We start from the raw sequence: 17,676 nt of genomic DNA, 5'->3' as shown, positions 1-17,676 counted from the left end.
CCGTATTTTTATATGTTGCGAAAATAGCAATTTTATTCACCATCCTGCAACAATTCCAAAGCCTTCATCATATCAATTCCTTTTCCCAAAACAGGCTTAAATAAATCTCCTTTTTCCTTAATTATTTCCAATGCATTATGAATCGTATAATCAGTAGGTTTCAGACCAGGCTTCAGTTCATCCCATTCCAGAGGCATGGAAACGGATGCTCCTTCTTTCGGACGGATGCTGTAAACGCTCGCTAAAGTCTGTCCGGATCTGTTTTGAAGATAATCCAGATAGATTTTATTATCGTCTCGTTTCTTCAGGCTGCGTTCTAAAGTAGTAAGTTCAGGAAGATGAGTGTTTACCTTCTTCATCAAAATATGCGCAAAATCTTTTACCTGATCAAAATCGTACTGCTTTTTCATCGGGATATAAATATGAATTCCCGTACTTCCAGAAGTTTTGCAATAACCTTTCACTTTAATTGATTTTAAAACTTCATTTACCTGTAAAGCTGTTTCTATAACATCATCAAAACTGTTTTTCTTTGACGGATCAAGATCCAGAACCAGAAAATCAGGATTTTCTAAATCGGGAACAGAAGCATTCCAAGGATTAAGATCAATACATCCTAAATTATTGAGATACGCTAAAGTTGCCTTATCATTACAGATAACATAATCGATGTATTTATCTGTAGAATCTGAATATACTTTGGTGGTTTCAATCCAATCCGGAAGAGAATCTCCTGCATCTTTTTGATAAAATCCCGATTCTTCAATTCCGTTGGGAAAACGATTGAGAGAAAGCGGACGGTTTTTCAGATGGGGTAAAATATATTTTGCGACAGACTGGTAATATTCAATCACATCACCTTTTGTAATACCGTCTTTTGGGAAATATATTTTATCCTGATTGGTGAGTTTTACTTTGTGTCGGTTAAGAGTAACTTCTTTATCAGATTCAGAATCAGACTTTTTTACGGGTTTTTTTGTCATTTTTTCAGGTTTTTGTGGTGTGGTGTTTTGAAGGTCTTCAATTGTTTTATCTTCTCTTATAGCGACAAATACAGGATGGCGGAACATTCCGTCTTTGGTGATTTCAGAAAATTTTACTTCACAGATAAGCTCTGGTTTTACCCATGTAACGGGCATATTTGTTTTCGGAACGATTTCAAAAGGAGATTCCTTTTGTTCTATTTTTGTTAATTTAGAATGAATTTCTTTCAGCAATTCAGCATTGAATCCTGTTCCGGTATGTCCGGCATAAATTAATTCTCCATCAATATATTTCCCTAGAATTAAAGCTCCAAATCCGATTCTGGAACCTTTAGGTTCCGTAAAACCGCAAATAACTGCTTCTTCGGTGTTGGTAAACTTTATTTTCAGCCAGTCTGTACTTCTGCTGTTTTCTGTATAAATACTGTCGGCTTTCTTAGCAATCATTCCTTCCAGATTCATTTTTTTCATCTGACCGAAGAAATCAATTCCGTTTTCCGGAACATGATCACAATATTTAATCAAATCAGTTTCTACCAATGCATCTTTCAAAAGTTCTTTTCGTTGAAGTAAGGGAAGTTCTTCAGTAGAATATCCATTCAGCCAAAGCAAATCAAAAACCTGATAAGTAAGTGCTAAATCCGGATTATCACCAATCTGCTGAAGCAATTGAAAGCTTGGTTTTCCGTTTTCATCGTAAGCTACAATTTCACCATCAAGAATCATGTGGTGCCTCTGTGCATTAAAATCTTCGCTTATTTTTTTGAATTTATTTAAAAAAGAAATTCCGTTTCTGGAATAGAATAAAGGTTCTTTTTTACTAAGATCTGCAACAGCTCTGTAGCCGTCCCATTTAATTTCGAAGATCCAGTCGGGATGATTGAAGGCTTCCTCCGAAAGTTTTGCAAGCATAGGTTTGATGTAGCTTGTCAGCTTTTTCTCGTCGCCTAAAGCGTTGAATTTTCTATAATGGGATTCAGTTGTGGTAGAGCTTACTTTTTTTTGCCTGTTTTTGGGCTTTTTTTTTCCTCTAAAAATTTTGACACCTGAGAGTTTTTTGAAACATTTTCCTCTGCATCATATTCTTCTTCAGCGAATTTATCTTTATGTTTAATTAAAAGCCACGCATTGTTCTCAGCATTTTTCATTTTAACCAAAGCAAATTCTCCTTTCAGTTTTTTTCCGTGCAAAACGAATTTTAATGAGCCGTCTTTTAGTTCTTTTAATAACTCTTTTTCATCGGAAAGTTTATTTGTTTCGTCTAAAGGTTCATAAGTTCCGCTGTCCCAGACTTCCACTTGTCCTGCTCCGTAATTTCCTTCAGGTATATTTCCTTCAAAATCTTTGTAATCATAAGGATGATCTTCCACCATCATTGCCAACCGTTTGTCATCAGGATTTAAAGACGGACCTTTCGGAACTGCCCAACTTTTCAAAACACCTTCCATTTCAAGCCTGAAATCATAATGAAGTCTGCTTGCAGCGTGTCGTTGAACAACAAAAATTAACTTGTCGTCGCTTTTTTTTGTCGTTCCCTTCGGTTCGGTGGTTTCATCGAACTTTCTTTTATTATTGTAATCTTTTAAAGCCATAATTATGAAGCATTTTTAGATTTAGAACCTTGCAGACTGGCTTTCAGCTGAGCCATCAGATCAATTACTTTACCTTGTTTTGCAGGTTCAGATTTTTTGACTTTTACCGTTTTTCCTTTTGCTTTTTTCTTGATAATTTTCAAGAGTTCAGCAGAGTAAGTGTTTTTATAAACAGTTGGATCAAATGTTTCAGATAATTGTTCGATTAAATTTTTTGCCATTTTGAGTTCGGCGGGTTTTGGTGCTTTTTTAGCCGGAATTTTGAGATCTTTGTAATCCCGTATTTCTTCTGAAAAGCGGAGTCTGTTCAAAACCAGAATTTCATCATTATAAGGACGGATAAGACCGATTGCTTCGGTATCACGAAGGACAAATGTCCCGATTCCTACCATTTTGGTTTGCTCTAAAGCTTTGATTAATAATCTATAAGCGTTTTCGCCGTTTTTTTGCGGTTCTAGAAAGTAGGGATTCTCAAAATAAACCGAGTCAACTTCAGCTTCTTTTACAAAATGCTCAATAGAAAGAATCTTTGTTTTCTCAGGACTGGCGGCTTCGTAATCTTCTTCATCAAGAATGATGTATTTATCATCCATTAAATAGCCTTTCACAATATTCGCCCACTTAACTTCCTTTCCGGTTTTTTCATTGACTCTTTTGAATCTGATATTAGAATAATCTGATTTGTCAAGCATATCCAAATCCAGCTTGCTGGTTTCGGTTGCAGAATAAATTTTCACAGGGATATTAACTAAGCCAAAGCCGATGGCGCCTTTCCAGATTGCTTTCATTGTAATTTGATTTAATTAAAATCTACAATCATTGTGCCGAGTATTGTTTTAGAAAAGGTTATATTTTACGCTGAGACTGTAATTTTTTTATTTTATTACCTTTGTAACTTCTTCAGAATAGTCACTTTCTGTAAACATGCACGGTTTCGGTGTATATTTTGCCTTTCATATGCCGGAATTCTTACTAATCAATGTAAAACTAAAATATTTTATGAAAGATTTAGATTTAACGAATGTACAAAACAACTGGGAAAACTTTGTTTCATCTGCGGTCACAATGGCTCCAAGACTTATTACAGCGCTCTTATCTGCTGTGCTTATATTTATTGCCGGACGATGGATTATCGGAATTTTGAAAAAACTCATCAGAAAAGCTTTCGTTAAAAAAGGAGTTGAAATTTCTTTGCAGAAGTTTATGCTGAATGTCATTACTTGGGCACTGAATATTTTGTTGTTTATCATTGTTGTTACCCAGCTCGGAGTACAGACTTCAGCTTTTGTAGCCATGATTGGTGCTGCAGGGTTGGCTGTAGGTTTAGCATTGCAGGGATCGCTTGCTAATTTTGCAGGCGGAATATTGATACTGCTTTTAAAACCTTTTAAAGTAGGCGATTATATTGAAGTGAAATCTGGTGAATCAGGAACAGTACATGAAATTGATATTTTCCATACCCGATTAATAACGCCTCAAAATCAGATGGTTGTGATTCCGAATGGTGATGTTTCCAACAACAGTATCACCAATTATACTCATTTAGGAACTCGTCGTACCTGGTTTAATATCGGAGTTTCATACGATACAGATCTGAAACAGGCTAAAGATATTCTTCTTGATGTTATTAAAAACAACCAATATGCTTTTGATGATCCTGCACCACAGGTGGTAGTTACAGAATTGGGAGACAGCGCAGTCAATCTTTCTGTAAGAGCAACAACTTCTCTGGATAATTTTTGGACAATGAATGAGGAGTTAATCATCAGCTGCAAAAAAGCACTTGACAATGCCGGGATTGAAATTCCTTTTCCTCAAAGGGATTTGCATGTTTATCAGCGTTCTTAAATTTACATTATCATGTTTGGATGGAGGAAATATTAATTGTGGTGTAATATTATTTGATTTTTGCAGAAAATGCCTCATTGGTTTTAAAGAAGTCAAAACCTATATCAAAAGTGTACAATTGATGATTTTTGCTTTCTAACTTAAAGTATCTTCCATCACTTTCTATATTTCTTTTCATTTGTGCATAGTCATCATAATCAAATTTTTCCGGAAGAATTAAAATTCCTCTTTGTTTATATTTTGATTTGAATTGAGTTTCTGTTTTCTTTGAATTCAGGAGTAAAGTTTGAAGATAGAATATCTCTGATTTTCGAAAATGATAATTTGAAAAAATGGGACTGAAAATGGGAAAGTCGTAGTCAATCTTTTTCAGGTTCGCATTCTGATATAGATATTTTATTTTAGTTAAAATAGATTTTAGTTGACGGGGTTCACTATGTCCATAAGCGTAGATAGTTTTGATAATTTTTTTATCATTTAAAAAAGATACGCTTATATCTGGCAAATCTGTTGCATCGATGCTGTATTCGTTTTTTAGTTCTGCGAACCTAATTTTATTTAGTTCTGAAACTAATTCCTGAAAAATTTCTTTATTGATATTTCCTTTAAATAATCCATTATATGGAGTATTGCTTTCTCCTAAATAGACAATGTTTCCATTGTTATCAACAGATATTGAACTTATAGGACAGTCTCCGAAACAAGGACCCAAAGATAAAGTGATTTGAGATAATTTAATTTTAGAAGAGGCTTCTGCTTTTCTTTTTCGAAAATAAAATGTTACTTTTTCCTCCTTATTGTAAAGGGCTAGAGTATTTTTTGATAAATATGAAATTTTTTGCGAAAAATAATGCTGAGTGATTGTATTAAGTATATAAAGACTATCATTTTCAACGTAAAATTTGCTTTTTTGTCCCATGTATTTATCCTCATTGTCCCTTTCTTCTCTTTGGAAAAATCCGTCATTTAATACAAATATTGAATCTTTACTGAACCTGAAATCAGATTGAATATAGACCATCGACGAATCAGAAACTCCTACAGTATTTGCAAATTCCCAATCACCTAAAAGCAATTCCGGATTAACTGTATTTTTTTTACAGCTTACAAAACAAAGAAAGCTTAAAAGGTAAACAAAATATTTTTGCATAAAAAAGCAGGATTCACTGTAGAATCCTGCTTCTAATATAATTAATTTTATATAAAATTTATCCTTTTAAATTCAATTTCAGTTCCAGTTCATCGAGCTGTTCATCAGCAATCGAAGAAGGAGCATCAATCATCACATCACGTCCCGAATTGTTTTTAGGGAACGCAATATAGTCTCTGATCACTTCGTTTCCGTCCAAAATAGCTACCAAACGGTCAAATCCGAAAGCTAAACCTCCATGAGGCGGCGCTCCGTATTTGAAGGCGTTCATTAAGAAACCAAACTGTGCTTCCGCTTCTTCTTTTGAGAATCCTAAAAGGTCGAACATTTTAGACTGCAAATCTCTGTCAAAAATTCTGATGGAACCACCACCGATTTCGTTTCCGTTTAAGACCATATCATAAGCGTTAGCTCTTGCTTTTCCGGGATCTGTTTCCAATAAATGAATATCTTCAGGTTTTGGAGAGGTAAAAGGGTGGTGCATTGCGTGGTAACGTCCGCTTTCCTCATCAAATTCCAAAAGAGGGAAATCAACGACCCAAAGTGGAGCGAATTCGTTTCCTTTTCTTAATCCCAAACGGTTTCCAAGTTCCATTCTTAAAGCCGAAAGTTGGGTTCTTACCTTATTTTCGTTTCCGGAAAGAATCAACATCAAGTCTCCTTCTTTAGCTCCGAATTTTTCGATAATTTTTGCCAGATCTTCTTCGTTATAGAATTTATTAACCGAAGAAGTTTTTACTCCGTCATTCTGGAATTTAACCCAAACCATTCCCGAAGCTCCGATCTGTGGTCTTTTCACCCAGTCAACAAGTTCATCAATTTGTTTTCTTGTATAATCTGCACACCCTTCTACATTGATTCCGACAACCAGTTCTGCTTCATCAAATATTTTGAAATCTTTTCCTTTTACTAAATCATTCAGTTCCACGAATTCCATTCCGAAACGGATGTCCGGTTTATCGTTTCCGTATTTCTGCATCGCATCAGCAAAAGTCATTCTCGGGAAATCTCCGAATTCCTGACCTGTAATGTCTTTCAACAAGGTTTTCGTCATTCCTTCAAAAACATTCATTACGTCTTCCTGCTCTACAAAAGCCATTTCGCAGTCAATTTGTGTAAATTCCGGCTGTCTGTCGGCTCTTAAATCCTCATCACGGAAACATTTCACGATCTGGAAATATTTATCCATTCCACCGACCATCAATAACTGTTTGAATGTTTGTGGAGACTGCGGTAAAGCGTAAAACTGTCCCGGATTCATTCTGCTTGGAACCACGAAATCTCTTGCTCCTTCCGGAGTGGATTTAATTAAAACCGGAGTTTCAACCTCGATAAAACCGTTGTCTGAAAGATAATTTCTCACTTTCTGCGCCATTTTGTGACGGAAAATCAATTTATCTTTTACAGGATTTCTTCTGATATCTAGGTAACGGTATTTCATTCTCAATTCTTCACCGCCGTCCGTTTCATCTTCAATGGTGAAAGGCGGAAGTTGAGATTCGTTAAGAACTTCTAATTTTTCAACTAAAAGCTCAATTTCTCCTGTAGGAATATTAGGGTTTTTGCTTACTCTTTCGATAACTTTTCCGGTAACCTGAATCACAAATTCACGTCCCAGTTTTTTAGCATTTTCCATCAGTTCCGCTGAAGAACGATCCTGATCGAAAACGAGCTGTGTAATTCCGTAACGATCCCGAAGATCTATCCAAATCATAAATCCTTTATCACGAATGGTTTGTACCCATCCTGAAAGTGTAACTTCTTCATTAAGATTTTTAAGAGATAATTCTCCGTTGGTGTGCGATCGAAACATAATTATTTGTTTAAAGTTCAATGTTTAAGGCTCATATCCGAACCTTGAATTTTCCGTTGGCAAAGATAGGATTTTTACAGGTTTTAAAAACAAAAAAACTTCCCGAAGGAAGTTTAAATATTTTTAAATATAATGATTAAAGAATCGCTGTTATGGCAGACTGTTTAGATTCTGATGCGTAATCTTTTGCCGTTTTACCGTCATTATCTTTTGCGTTTTTGTTAGCTCCTTTTTTAAGAAGATTTTTAGCAGCGTTCATATTGCCGTATTTTGCAGCAGTCATCAAAGGAGTTACGCCGTCACAAGCTTTATTTACATCAGAATTATTGCTCATCAGAAAATTGGCAATATTGTTTTTCTGGTATTTTATACTGTAAGAAAGCATTGTTGTGGAAAGTTCTTTTACACTCATGCATTTATCATATTCTGCATTTGTGAAAGCTTTTTTGAAGGTTTCTACGTTGTCTGTCTGAATTGCTGCTCTTTGGTTTTTATTTAACTGTTGTGCAGAAACTAAACTTGTAAAAGCAATTAATCCGAATAGCAACGTTGAAGTCAATATTTTTTTCATGAATTTTATTTTTAATTTTATACAAATCTAAATAAATTTTTTGATACATTATCAATCGTTAATCCATTTCATTGCTTTTTCTAAAACTTCATCTTTACCATTTTTTATTCCGTCAATAGTAGGTTTTATTTCCTCGTCAGGAATGATCCCTATTCTTTGGGTTTCTTTTCCATCCGGATAATAAACTCCTATTCCGGTGATCATAGTTTTGATGTTGCCCGGAAGTACAAATTCGGAAACATTGCCATCTGCTCCTGCTGTATGGGAACCAAAAACTTTTGCATTTGGAGCTGTTCTGAAAGCCATGGTGTGATATTCTGCACTACTTTGAGTAGTCTCATTAATCAGAATTGCAATTTTTCCCTGATAAGCGCTCTTCTCTGATCCGGGAACTTCTAAATCTGAAGTAAATGTAAAAAGTCCTGGTTGATAATTTTTTGTTTTTGTGAATTTTACAAAATTGGAAGCGTTAGGCTTTAGTAATTTTCCCATCTTAAATACTACAAAGTCTGAAGGATAGCTTCTGAGATCAATAATTAATCCTCTCGTGTCTTTTATCTTATCGAAAATGGAAGGCACTTCATCTGCTTTTACACTACCCATGTAAAAATAAGCAATATCATTGTTAAGAGTTTTGAAAAATTCTTTTACCTTTTTCTGATAGTTTAATTCTTTGATTGTATATGTTTTAATTACTTTTTCTTGTGATTTTCCGTCATGTATGAATTTTATTTTAATTGACTCATTATTAGTTCTTAGCAGATAACTTGAAATATCTCTTAATTGAGCAGCATAATTTGAAGCAGGAACGTATTTTAGAATGTTTTTGATAAAGTCTTCAGTTTTTACACCATCAATTTCTGTAATAATGTCACCCTTCTGAATTCCGGTTTCTTTGGCTAAATTTTCGTTATAAAAATCATTAACAATAGCTTTGTCCTCAACAAAATTCATCTGTAAAGCTGAATAACGAGTTCCAAAAAATTCGTAAATACTTTTATTATGATTAATTACATAAGCATGCGAATCACGTACTCTTCCGATAATTTCGAGAGATACCAAAGCATATTCAGTCTCGTTTTCTGCATTGATAAATTTGGGAACAAATTCTTTCAAAACATCTTTCCAGTCTTCTTCAATAAGATATTTGTAAGGAAAATAATATTGAATAATATTCCAGTATCTGTAAAGAGAAAGTAAACGGAAACCTGCATCGGGATAGATCATGTTTTGATAAGACTTTTCGTTTCTGAAATCAGGATTGCCTACATTTTTAAAAAAATCTACGTAATAGTTAGCATGAGGTCTTTTCGCATACTTTAATTTGAGAAGTTCCTGAGAAAGTTCTTTTGAAAATCCTGAATTGGTAATCCAGTCTAAGTCTGGTTTTACTTTCACGTTTTGGATCTCTGAAGCTTTAATAACCTCATATTTGCCCAGTTTTTTGATCCATTCAGTAATTACTGCGTCTCTTTCGTTTATTGGGATATTTTTTGTTTTTTCATATATTCTGAAAAGTTCGTAATCCCAGTTGTAATTTCCTTCTGCAACTGCCGGATGATAGTATTTCAGATATCCCCAGATAAGACCTAGTTGAGTAAGTTTAACCACATTATTTTTGTCTGTAGGGATATTTGAAATTTTAGAGCCAGAGTCAAACTCTTTATCTAAATCAACTTTAGTCATTTTTTTCTCAAAAACTTTAGCTTTACTTACGTCTTTTCCGTCAATAGAGATTTTTAAATTGTCAAACCATGCTTTTCCTTTTCCTGTAATCAAAGTTCCAAAAACAATTTTTTGAGTATTCTCAGGAGACATATTAACGGTTATCTCATACTTCTTCCAATCATTAGTACCTTTTAAATCTGTCTTTTTCATATTGTCAAAGGCGATGTCCGGATCAATCCGAATCCAAAGACCTGCAAATCCGTCTGTAATATTTTCAGTTTTGATGTAACCGGAAAGGGTAATTTTTTTTCCTTTATAATTTTCAGGAAGTGTATACATTAATGCTTTAAATTCAGAACCTTCTTCTGCATGAAAAACTACTGAAGTTTTTCCTTCCTGCTTTTCTTTATAATCTGAAGATATTGTTGCTGAACCATCTCCAAATGTTTCCCACTGTGAAGGGAAATTATTTTCAAATTTCTCAAAATTTAAGTTGTCTATTTTTTTTTGAGCAAAAGAATTTAAGCTTAAAGATAATAAGATTGGAATTAAAAACTTATACATTGATATTTTTTTTCCAAATCTAGTGATTAATATTACAAGTAATAATTTCTTAACATTTTTTATAAAAAATCAATCAGAATTGTATCGTGAAATCTTTTTGTTAATTTCTTTTTTGAAAATTTTAACAGTCTGAATTGTTGATTTTAGAAGAATGTTTTCTAAATTCGTGATAATCATCAAAAGAAATTTTTTATTATGGGAAAAGGAGACAAAAAATCAAGAAGAGGTAAGATTAATAATGGTAGCTATGGTAAAAGAAGACCTAGAAAAAGTGCCAAATCTCATAAATCCTCTGAAAGCGAAAAAGCTTAAAAAACAAAAAAGACCGAATTTTCTTCGGTCTTTTTATATTGTAGATCAATTGAGTTTATTTAAACAAACCACCAAGTAAGTCGCCGATTCCGCCGCTTTGTTGCTTCTGCTGTTGTCCGCCTCCAAGTACGCTTCCTAAAATATCATTCAGCGGATTTCCCGACGACTGAGATTGTCCGCCACCTAAAACACTTCCTAAAATATCGTTTAAAGGATTTGAGTCCTGTTGCTGAGCCTGGTTTTGTGCACCGCCTAAAATGCCGCCTAAAAGATCGCCAAGTCCTCCTGCTCCTACATTATTTTGTTGCTTTTCCTTACCTATGTAACCCATAATGACCGGAGCAAGCATTGCGAGAATTGGTCCTATTTTGTCGATAGAAATTCCTGTGTTTTGAGAAAGCTGATTTTCAACGGTTGATTTTTGGTTCCCGAAAATGTGCGACAGAATAGAGCCTCCTTCATTTTGTCTGGCTTCAAGCTGTGCGGTATCATCCAGAATACTTCCGTCATGATCTTTATCCAAAGCATTATTCAGTGCTTCTGCTTCTTTGGCATCCTGAGATTTGTTTCTCAGATAAGAGATAATCAAAGGAGTAGCTACTGCTAAAAGCGCGATGATCTGATTTTTGCTGATTCCGAATTTATTTTCAGCCTGTTGTGCTACCTGATTTCCTGTGTTTCCTGTTAAAAGGTCGATTAAGTTCATTTTTTGTGTTTAAATTAATTGTTACAAAACCAAAGGTATTAAATTTAGTTCATTAAAACTTAAATAGAGAAAAATTACCGTTAATTTTTCAAAATAGGAACGTTGGAACAAGCTTCGCCAAACATCAAAGATTTTACGACAGGCTTTAATTTTTCTACCAGTTCAACGTATGCGTTTTCAGGAATAGCCTTGTCTGTGCATCCTTTTACTAAAACACGCTTTCCGTTCATTTCAGAAAAATCATAGTTTTGTATTGCATCGTGCATGAGGATGATTTCAAGATTTTCTGCATCCCCAAATACAATTTTTTTAGCAGTATCTGCAAGTTTTGCCGTGATGAGAAAATACGCCCAGAGTGGTACAATAGCATCTGCCGAATTATAGATGTATACGTAGCTGTCTTTATATTCTTCTCCATTGATTGCTGCTACTTTTTCCCGGAAATCTTTTTCTTTTAAAACCATTTCCATGAATAGAAAGTCTTTCAGGTCAATACCTCTTCTTTCACCTTTCGGAACCAGATCGGCAATATCAAAATTGATCAGTCCGCTTTCTGCAACTTTGTTTCTGATTTCAAATTCTTCTGACATTTTTATCATTATCTTTGGAACAAAATTAATTAAATATAATCTTAAATCTGAGGTCTGATAGGTAGAATTGATAAAATCACTTATCATTCGTCACTCATTTTTTATGAAATATTATATCATTGCCGGTGAAGCTTCCGGAGATCTGCATGGGAGCAATCTGATGAAAGCTTTAAAAGAAAAAGATCCGTCTGCAGAATTCAGATTCTGGGGCGGTGACCTGATGCAGAAGCAAGGCGGAACTTTGGTAAAACATTACCGCGATCTGGCTTTCATGGGATTTCTTGAAGTGGCTATGAATCTGAGAACAATTCTTAATAACATTAAATTCTGCAAAGAAGATATCAGAAACAGTAAACCAGATATTTTAATTTTGGTAGATTATCCCGGCTTCAATCTGAGAATTGCAAAATTTGCCAAAGAATTGGGCATAAAAGTAGTTTACTATATTTCTCCGCAACTTTGGGCGTGGAAGGAAAGTCGTGTGGAAATCATCAAAAAATATGTTGATGAAATGATGGTTATTCTGCCTTTTGAAGAAGATTTTTATAACAAGCACGGCGTAAAATCTCATTTTGTAGGACATCCGTTATTGGATGCGCTATCGTCACTCCGGGAAATTAATGCAGATGATTTTAAAACTGAAAACGGCTTAAACAAAAAAGAAATTATTGCGCTTTTACCAGGTTCCAGAAAACAGGAAGTCGAAAAAATGCTGGAAATCATGCTTTCTGTTCGTCCGCATTTTGAAAATTATCAGTTTGTGATTGCAGGCGCCCCGAGTTTGGATAAAGAATTTTATCAAAAATATGTAGATGAAAATGTGCATTTTGTTTCCAATAAAACGTACGATCTATTGAGGTGTTCAAAAGCCGCTTTGGTCACTTCGGGAACGGCAACTTTGGAAACCGCTTTGCTGAATGTTCCGGAAGTGGTTTGCTATCGCGGAAGTAAAATTTCTTATGCTATTGCCAAAAGACTGGTTAAAAATATCAAATATATTTCTTTGGTCAATTTGATAATGGATGGGGAAGTGGTGAAAGAATTGATTCAAAATGAACTTAATACCCAAAATCTTATCAAAGAGTTAAATTCTATTCTGAATGGCGAAAAAAGAAATCAGATGCTCAATAATTTTGATCTCTTGCGCGAAAAACTAGGAGGAAAAGGGGCAAGTGAAAATGCGGCAAATGTGATTTTGAAACTGAAATAGTAAAAACAGTTTTTCGTTTCATAAAAAATTTCTAATTTAGTTTGCTCAAACACAAATGATTTGAACAAACAGCCATTTCTCATTGCGGTTTTTTGCTTTATTCTTGGGATTTTCTTTCAGGATTATTTTCTTTTAACAGAAAGGACTGTCTTTATTATCGTTCCCATTATTGCGACTTTCTGTGGATTATTTTTCATCAATAGTTCTGATATTTTTAAAATCAGAATTTTTCTTTTCTCAGCCATGTTCTTTTTATCTGGAATTGCTTTTCATGGTTTTAATATCCATCATTCTCAATCTTTTAATTTACAAGCAAATGAGGTAATTGTATTTAAAATATCAAAAAAGCTCAATTCAAACGAAAAATATAAAAAATATGAGGTCTTAGCTGGAGCTGACAATCAAACTTTTAAAGCAATTGTAAATATTAAAAGAGCATCGGAAGATTTAGATTTTAACCATTACTATAAATCGCAGGCTTATATTACTCAGCCTCAGAATCCTGAATATGATTTCCAGTTTGATTACAAAAAATATCTTTCAAGAAAAAACATTTTTTATCTGGTCTATGTGAATGGGGAAGTTTCATCTGTAGCAAGAAATGACCTCAGTTTTGCTGAAAAATCCAAACAAAAAAGATTAGAAGTTCTAAAGGAAATCAATAATTCGGAAATGTCATCAAAAAGCCGTGAGTTTTTAAAAGGAATTATTTTGGCAGACCGCACCGAAATTGATGCTGAAACGGTTCAGGATTTTAACCGCTCCGGATTGGTGCATTTGCTGGCAATTTCGGGAACTCATATTGCGGTTATTTTCGGAATTTTTTATTTTCTGTTGACTAAATTTTCGCCTATTAGCCTTAGAAGATATGCGGTTCTTTGCAGTCTTGTCTTTATATGGATTTTTGCATTTTTTATTGGTTTTGGAAATTCAGTAGTTCGGTCATGCATTATGCTGAGTATCTATTTCATCTATGTAATTCTGCAAAGAAAGCCTGATCTGCTTCACTCTCTTTCAGTTTCGGCGTTCATTATTTTGGTTGCTGATACTCATCAGATCTTTGATGTTGGTTTTCAGCTGAGTTTTCTTGCGGTTTTGGGGATTTTTTGGCTGAATCAGCCTATTTTAAAATATTTTCCCAAGCAGGATTCTTTTATGAAAAAACTTTTATACAATACCGTTTCCATCTCCGTATCTGCACAATTGGCTACTCTGCCTTTGGTTTTGTATTATTTTCACCAGTTTTCGTTTGTTTCTATTCTTGCCAATTTTGTTATTGTTCCTTTTTCTCAGTTGATTATCATCTTTTCTTTTGTCATGACGGGCTTAATTGCTGTAGATCTTGAATTTTATATATTAAATACCGTTTATGACAGCCTGATCAAGATTTTATTGAAAGTTATCCATTGGTTTGCAGAATTCGATGTACTATTTTTTGAGAATATTTCTTTTAATTTAGCTGAGGTTTTTGTGTTCTATGTATTTGTTTATTATGTGAGATTTTATTTTAATAAAGCATGTCTTAAAACTGCCTATAGAGTAATTTTTGTCGTTTTTGCTTTTCTTTTTGTGAGAATTTCATTTCACATTTATTATAATTTTCAGAATGAAATTCATACTTTTACCTATAGAAAATTGAATGTGGTGGCAATAAAAAACGGTGACAATGCTGTTTTTCTGTTGAAAAACTCATCTGAAGAAAACAAGATCAGGCAGTTTATTATTAATCCTTACATTTCGTCCAGAAGAATAAATAATTTTGAAATAAAACATATTCCCGATTCTGTAAAAACAGTTAAAATTGGACATAATCAGTATGATGTAGATTAATAGATCTGCTTTCTCAAGAGTTCTTTTTACAACGTTTTGTTCTTATTTAGAAAGATTACAAACTATCTAATAGTGAGATTTCTCAGTTTCTTGTATTGTTAACATTTCCTAATTTTGTGGAAAATCAAATTTAAACTTAATATGGCAGGTTTAACAAGTTCTACAATTGGTAGAAAATATGCAATGGCATTGTCAGCAATGTTTTTGCTAATATTTCTGGTGATGCACCTTTCTGTAAATCTATTATCGGTTTTCGGACAGGATGCTTACAATAATGCTTCTCAGTTTATGGGGTATAATCCTCTGATTCAGTTCTTAATGCAGCCTGTTTTAATGTTTGCTGTGATATTCCATTTTGTGATGGGATTTGTGCTGGAAATAAAAAATAATAAGGCACGTCCTGTAGGCTATAACGTAAACAACGGATCGGCAAACTCTACGTGGATGTCAAGAAACATGCTGATTTCAGGAGCTGTAATTTTAGCTTTTATTTTTCTACACATGTACGATTTCTGGGTACATGAGATGAATTATAAATACATAGACGGATTGCCTGTAGAGGAGACGCGTTTTTGGGGAGATTTGCACGCTAAATTTGCAGATCTTTGGAGAGTAGTACTATATGTAATTTCTTTTATTTTATTGGGATTGCATTTGGCTCACGGTTTCCAGTCTTCTTTTCAGTCGATTGGAGCAAGACATCCGAAATATACTCCGATAATTAAAGCTTTTGGGAACTGGTATTCTATTTTGATTCCTCTAGGTTTTATCTTTATTGCAATTTTTCATTACGTAACTCAATAATATCACTATACTAATATGAGTAAATTAGATTCAAAAATTCCAGCAGGTCCTCTAAAGGATAAATGGAAAAATCATAAAGACCATATGAACCTCGTTGCACCAAACAACAGAGATAAGATTGATATTATTGTTGTTGGTACAGGTTTGGCAGGTGGTTCTGCTGCTGCAACTTTGGCAGAGCAGGGATATAATGTTAAGGCTTTCTGTTATCAGGATTCTCCAAGAAGAGCGCATTCTATCGCAGCTCAGGGAGGTATTAATGCAGCTAAAAATTATCAGGGAGACGGTGACTCTACTTACAGATTGTTCTATGACACCATCAAAGGTGGAGATTACAGAGCAAGAGAGGCAAACGTTTACAGATTAGCTGAAGTTTCTGCAAATATTATCGACCAGTGCGTTGCTCAGGGTGTTCCTTTTGGGCGTGAGTACGGAGGTCAGTTAGATAACCGTTCATTTGGTGGGGTTCAGGTAAAAAGAACATTCTACGCAAAAGGACAAACGGGTCAACAGCTATTGTTAGGAGCCTATTCTGCAATGAGCCGACAAATCGGTAAAGGCAGAATTAAAATGTACAACCGTCATGAAATGATGGATCTTGTTATCGTAGACGGAAAAGCAAGAGGAATTATTGCAAGAAATCTGGTAACAGGTGAAATCGAAAGACATTCTGCACATGCAGTGGTTATTGCTTCAGGAGGTTATGGGAACGTATATTTCCTTTCTACTAATGCAATGGGTTCCAATGTTTCTGCAGCATGGAAAATTCACAAAAAAGGAGCGTATTTTGCAAATCCTTGTTATGTTCAGATTCACCCGACATGTATTCCGGTTCACGGGACTCAGCAGTCTAAACTTACTTTAATGTCTGAATCTTTAAGAAATTCCGGAAGAATCTGGGTTCCCAAAAAGATTGAGGATGCACAGGCTATCAGAGAAGGGAAACTAAGACCTGAAAATATTAAGGAAGAAGACAGAGATTATTATCTGGAAAGAAGATATCCAGCATTTGGTAACCTTGTACCTCGTGACGTTGCTTCAAGAGCAGCTAAAGAAAGATGTGATGCCGGATATGGAATTGAAAATAACGATACTCAGGAAGGTGTTTACCTTGATTTCTCTACGGAGATCATGAAAAAAGGTAGAGAAGCTGCTATTGAGAAGCATATCAATAATCCTACAGATCAGCAGATTTATGATTTAGGAAAAAGCTGGGTAGAGGAGAAATACGGAAACTTATTCGTCATGTACGAAAAAATTACAGCAGACGATCCTTACAAAACTCCAATGAAAATTTATCCTGCGGTTCACTATACTATGGGTGGTGTTTGGGTAGATTACAATTTACAGTCTACAATTCCGGGATGTTTCGTTATCGGTGAAGCAAATTTCTCAGATCACGGAGCCAACAGACTGGGTGCTTCTGCCTTGATGCAAGGTTTGGCTGATGGATATTTTGTGCTTCCTTACACGATTGCAGATTATCTTTCTGCGGATATCAGAACGGGACAGATTTCAACCAATTCTTCGGATTTTGAACAGTCTGAAAAAGAAATTAAAGAAAAAATTGATTTCTTCTTAAATAATAAAGGAACGCATTCAGTAGACTATTTCCACAAAAAGTTAGGAAACATTATGTGGAATAAAGTAGGAATGGGAAGAACTCCTGAAGGTCTGCGTGAGGCGATCAAAGAAATTGAAGAAGTAAGAAACGATTTCTGGAAAAACGTAAAAGTTCCGGGAGACAATAACGGAATGAATACAGAGCTTGAGAAAGCTTTCAGAGTTGCCGACTTCTTAGAGTTAGGACAACTGATGGCAATTGATGCACTGCACAGAAATGAGTCTTGCGGAGGTCACTTCCGTGAAGATCACTCAACTCCGGAAGGAGAAGCAGAAAGAGATGATTTAAATTTCAAATACGTAGGAGCTTGGGAATATAAGGGTGGAGACATCAATCAGGAAGTGCTTCATAAAGAAGATCTGGTTTATGAAAACATCGAAGTTAAAACAAGAAGCTACAAATAATCTCCAA

General features: G+C 34.6%; 15 protein-coding genes. 6 read left to right on the top strand and 9 right to left on the bottom strand.

From position 1 onward, the window contains the following. Nucleotides 1–32: 32 nt before the first annotated feature. The 3 genes from ligD to ku form a co-directional block, all read right to left on the bottom strand. Nucleotides 33–1,895, bottom strand: a complete 1,863-nt coding sequence (gene ligD / locus AC0NBN_RS15915) for a DNA ligase D (RefSeq protein WP_160812977.1) — start codon at nt 1,893–1,895, stop codon at nt 33–35. 80 nt (nt 1,896–1,975) lie between these two features. After that, the gene (locus tag AC0NBN_RS15910) at nt 1,976–2,575 is read right to left on the bottom strand and encodes a DNA polymerase ligase N-terminal domain-containing protein (protein WP_160812976.1); all 600 of its coding nucleotides are present in this window, start codon (nt 2,573–2,575) and stop codon (nt 1,976–1,978) included. Nucleotides 2,576–2,577: 2 nt separating this feature from the next. Next, the gene (gene ku, locus AC0NBN_RS15905) at nt 2,578–3,363 is read right to left on the bottom strand and encodes a non-homologous end joining protein Ku (RefSeq protein WP_143885151.1); all 786 of its coding nucleotides are present in this window, start codon (nt 3,361–3,363) and stop codon (nt 2,578–2,580) included. 211 nt (nt 3,364–3,574) lie between these two features. Between ku and AC0NBN_RS15900 the strand changes: the two genes are divergently transcribed. Beyond that, complete coding sequence (locus tag AC0NBN_RS15900) at nt 3,575–4,423, top strand: mechanosensitive ion channel family protein (RefSeq protein ID WP_143885150.1); 849 nt, start codon at nt 3,575–3,577, stop codon at nt 4,421–4,423. A 49-nt stretch (nt 4,424–4,472) separates the two neighbouring features. Here the strand turns inward: AC0NBN_RS15900 and AC0NBN_RS15895 are convergent, their stop codons facing one another. The 4 genes from AC0NBN_RS15895 to AC0NBN_RS15880 all read right to left on the bottom strand — a co-directional run bounded on the left by AC0NBN_RS15895 (nt 4,473) and on the right by AC0NBN_RS15880 (nt 10,189). Next, entirely contained in the window at nt 4,473–5,573 is a 1,101-nt protein-coding gene (locus tag AC0NBN_RS15895; protein WP_143885149.1) for a DUF6438 domain-containing protein, read from the bottom strand. A gap of 58 nt (nt 5,574–5,631) precedes the next feature. Continuing rightward, entirely contained in the window at nt 5,632–7,386 is a 1,755-nt protein-coding gene (gene aspS / locus AC0NBN_RS15890; RefSeq protein WP_143885148.1) for an aspartate--tRNA ligase, read from the bottom strand. Nucleotides 7,387–7,522: 136 nt separating this feature from the next. Continuing rightward, nucleotides 7,523–7,957, bottom strand: a complete 435-nt coding sequence (locus tag AC0NBN_RS15885; protein WP_143885147.1) for an ankyrin repeat domain-containing protein — start codon at nt 7,955–7,957, stop codon at nt 7,523–7,525. Between the two features lie 51 nt (nt 7,958–8,008). After that, the gene (locus tag AC0NBN_RS15880; protein ID WP_160812975.1) at nt 8,009–10,189 is read right to left on the bottom strand and encodes a S41 family peptidase; all 2,181 of its coding nucleotides are present in this window, start codon (nt 10,187–10,189) and stop codon (nt 8,009–8,011) included. A 195-nt stretch (nt 10,190–10,384) separates the two neighbouring features. Between AC0NBN_RS15880 and AC0NBN_RS15875 the strand changes: the two genes are divergently transcribed. Then, entirely contained in the window at nt 10,385–10,501 is a 117-nt protein-coding gene (locus tag AC0NBN_RS15875; protein ID WP_089744010.1) for a 30S ribosomal protein THX, read from the top strand. Nucleotides 10,502–10,556: 55 nt separating this feature from the next. Here the strand turns inward: AC0NBN_RS15875 and AC0NBN_RS15870 are convergent, their stop codons facing one another. Further along, on the bottom strand, nt 10,557–11,207 hold the full coding sequence (locus tag AC0NBN_RS15870; protein WP_160812974.1) for a DUF937 domain-containing protein: 651 nt from the start codon (nt 11,205–11,207) through the stop codon (nt 10,557–10,559). A gap of 80 nt (nt 11,208–11,287) precedes the next feature. After that, the gene (locus tag AC0NBN_RS15865; RefSeq protein ID WP_160812973.1) at nt 11,288–11,797 is read right to left on the bottom strand and encodes a DUF2480 family protein; all 510 of its coding nucleotides are present in this window, start codon (nt 11,795–11,797) and stop codon (nt 11,288–11,290) included. A gap of 103 nt (nt 11,798–11,900) precedes the next feature. On the opposite strand from AC0NBN_RS15865, the gene lpxB reads away from it, so the two are divergent. The 4 genes from lpxB to AC0NBN_RS15845 all read left to right on the top strand — a co-directional run bounded on the left by lpxB (nt 11,901) and on the right by AC0NBN_RS15845 (nt 17,669). Further along, complete coding sequence (gene lpxB / locus AC0NBN_RS15860; RefSeq protein ID WP_160812972.1) at nt 11,901–13,007, top strand: lipid-A-disaccharide synthase; 1,107 nt, start codon at nt 11,901–11,903, stop codon at nt 13,005–13,007. 60 nt (nt 13,008–13,067) lie between these two features. Next, on the top strand, nt 13,068–14,837 hold the full coding sequence (locus tag AC0NBN_RS15855) for a ComEC/Rec2 family competence protein (RefSeq protein WP_160812971.1): 1,770 nt from the start codon (nt 13,068–13,070) through the stop codon (nt 14,835–14,837). Nucleotides 14,838–14,978: 141 nt separating this feature from the next. After that, on the top strand, nt 14,979–15,641 hold the full coding sequence (locus AC0NBN_RS15850) for a succinate dehydrogenase cytochrome b subunit (protein WP_143885141.1): 663 nt from the start codon (nt 14,979–14,981) through the stop codon (nt 15,639–15,641). A 15-nt stretch (nt 15,642–15,656) separates the two neighbouring features. Then, nucleotides 15,657–17,669, top strand: coding sequence for a fumarate reductase/succinate dehydrogenase flavoprotein subunit (locus AC0NBN_RS15845; RefSeq protein WP_143885140.1), 2,013 nt, complete (start codon nt 15,657–15,659; stop codon nt 17,667–17,669). The last annotated feature ends 7 nt before the right edge of the window (nt 17,670–17,676 follow it).

It is taken from the genome of Chryseobacterium sp. L12 (assembly GCF_056133985.1).
Note: the sequence above shows the minus strand (reverse complement) of the source record. Positions and strands in the feature narration are given on the sequence as shown.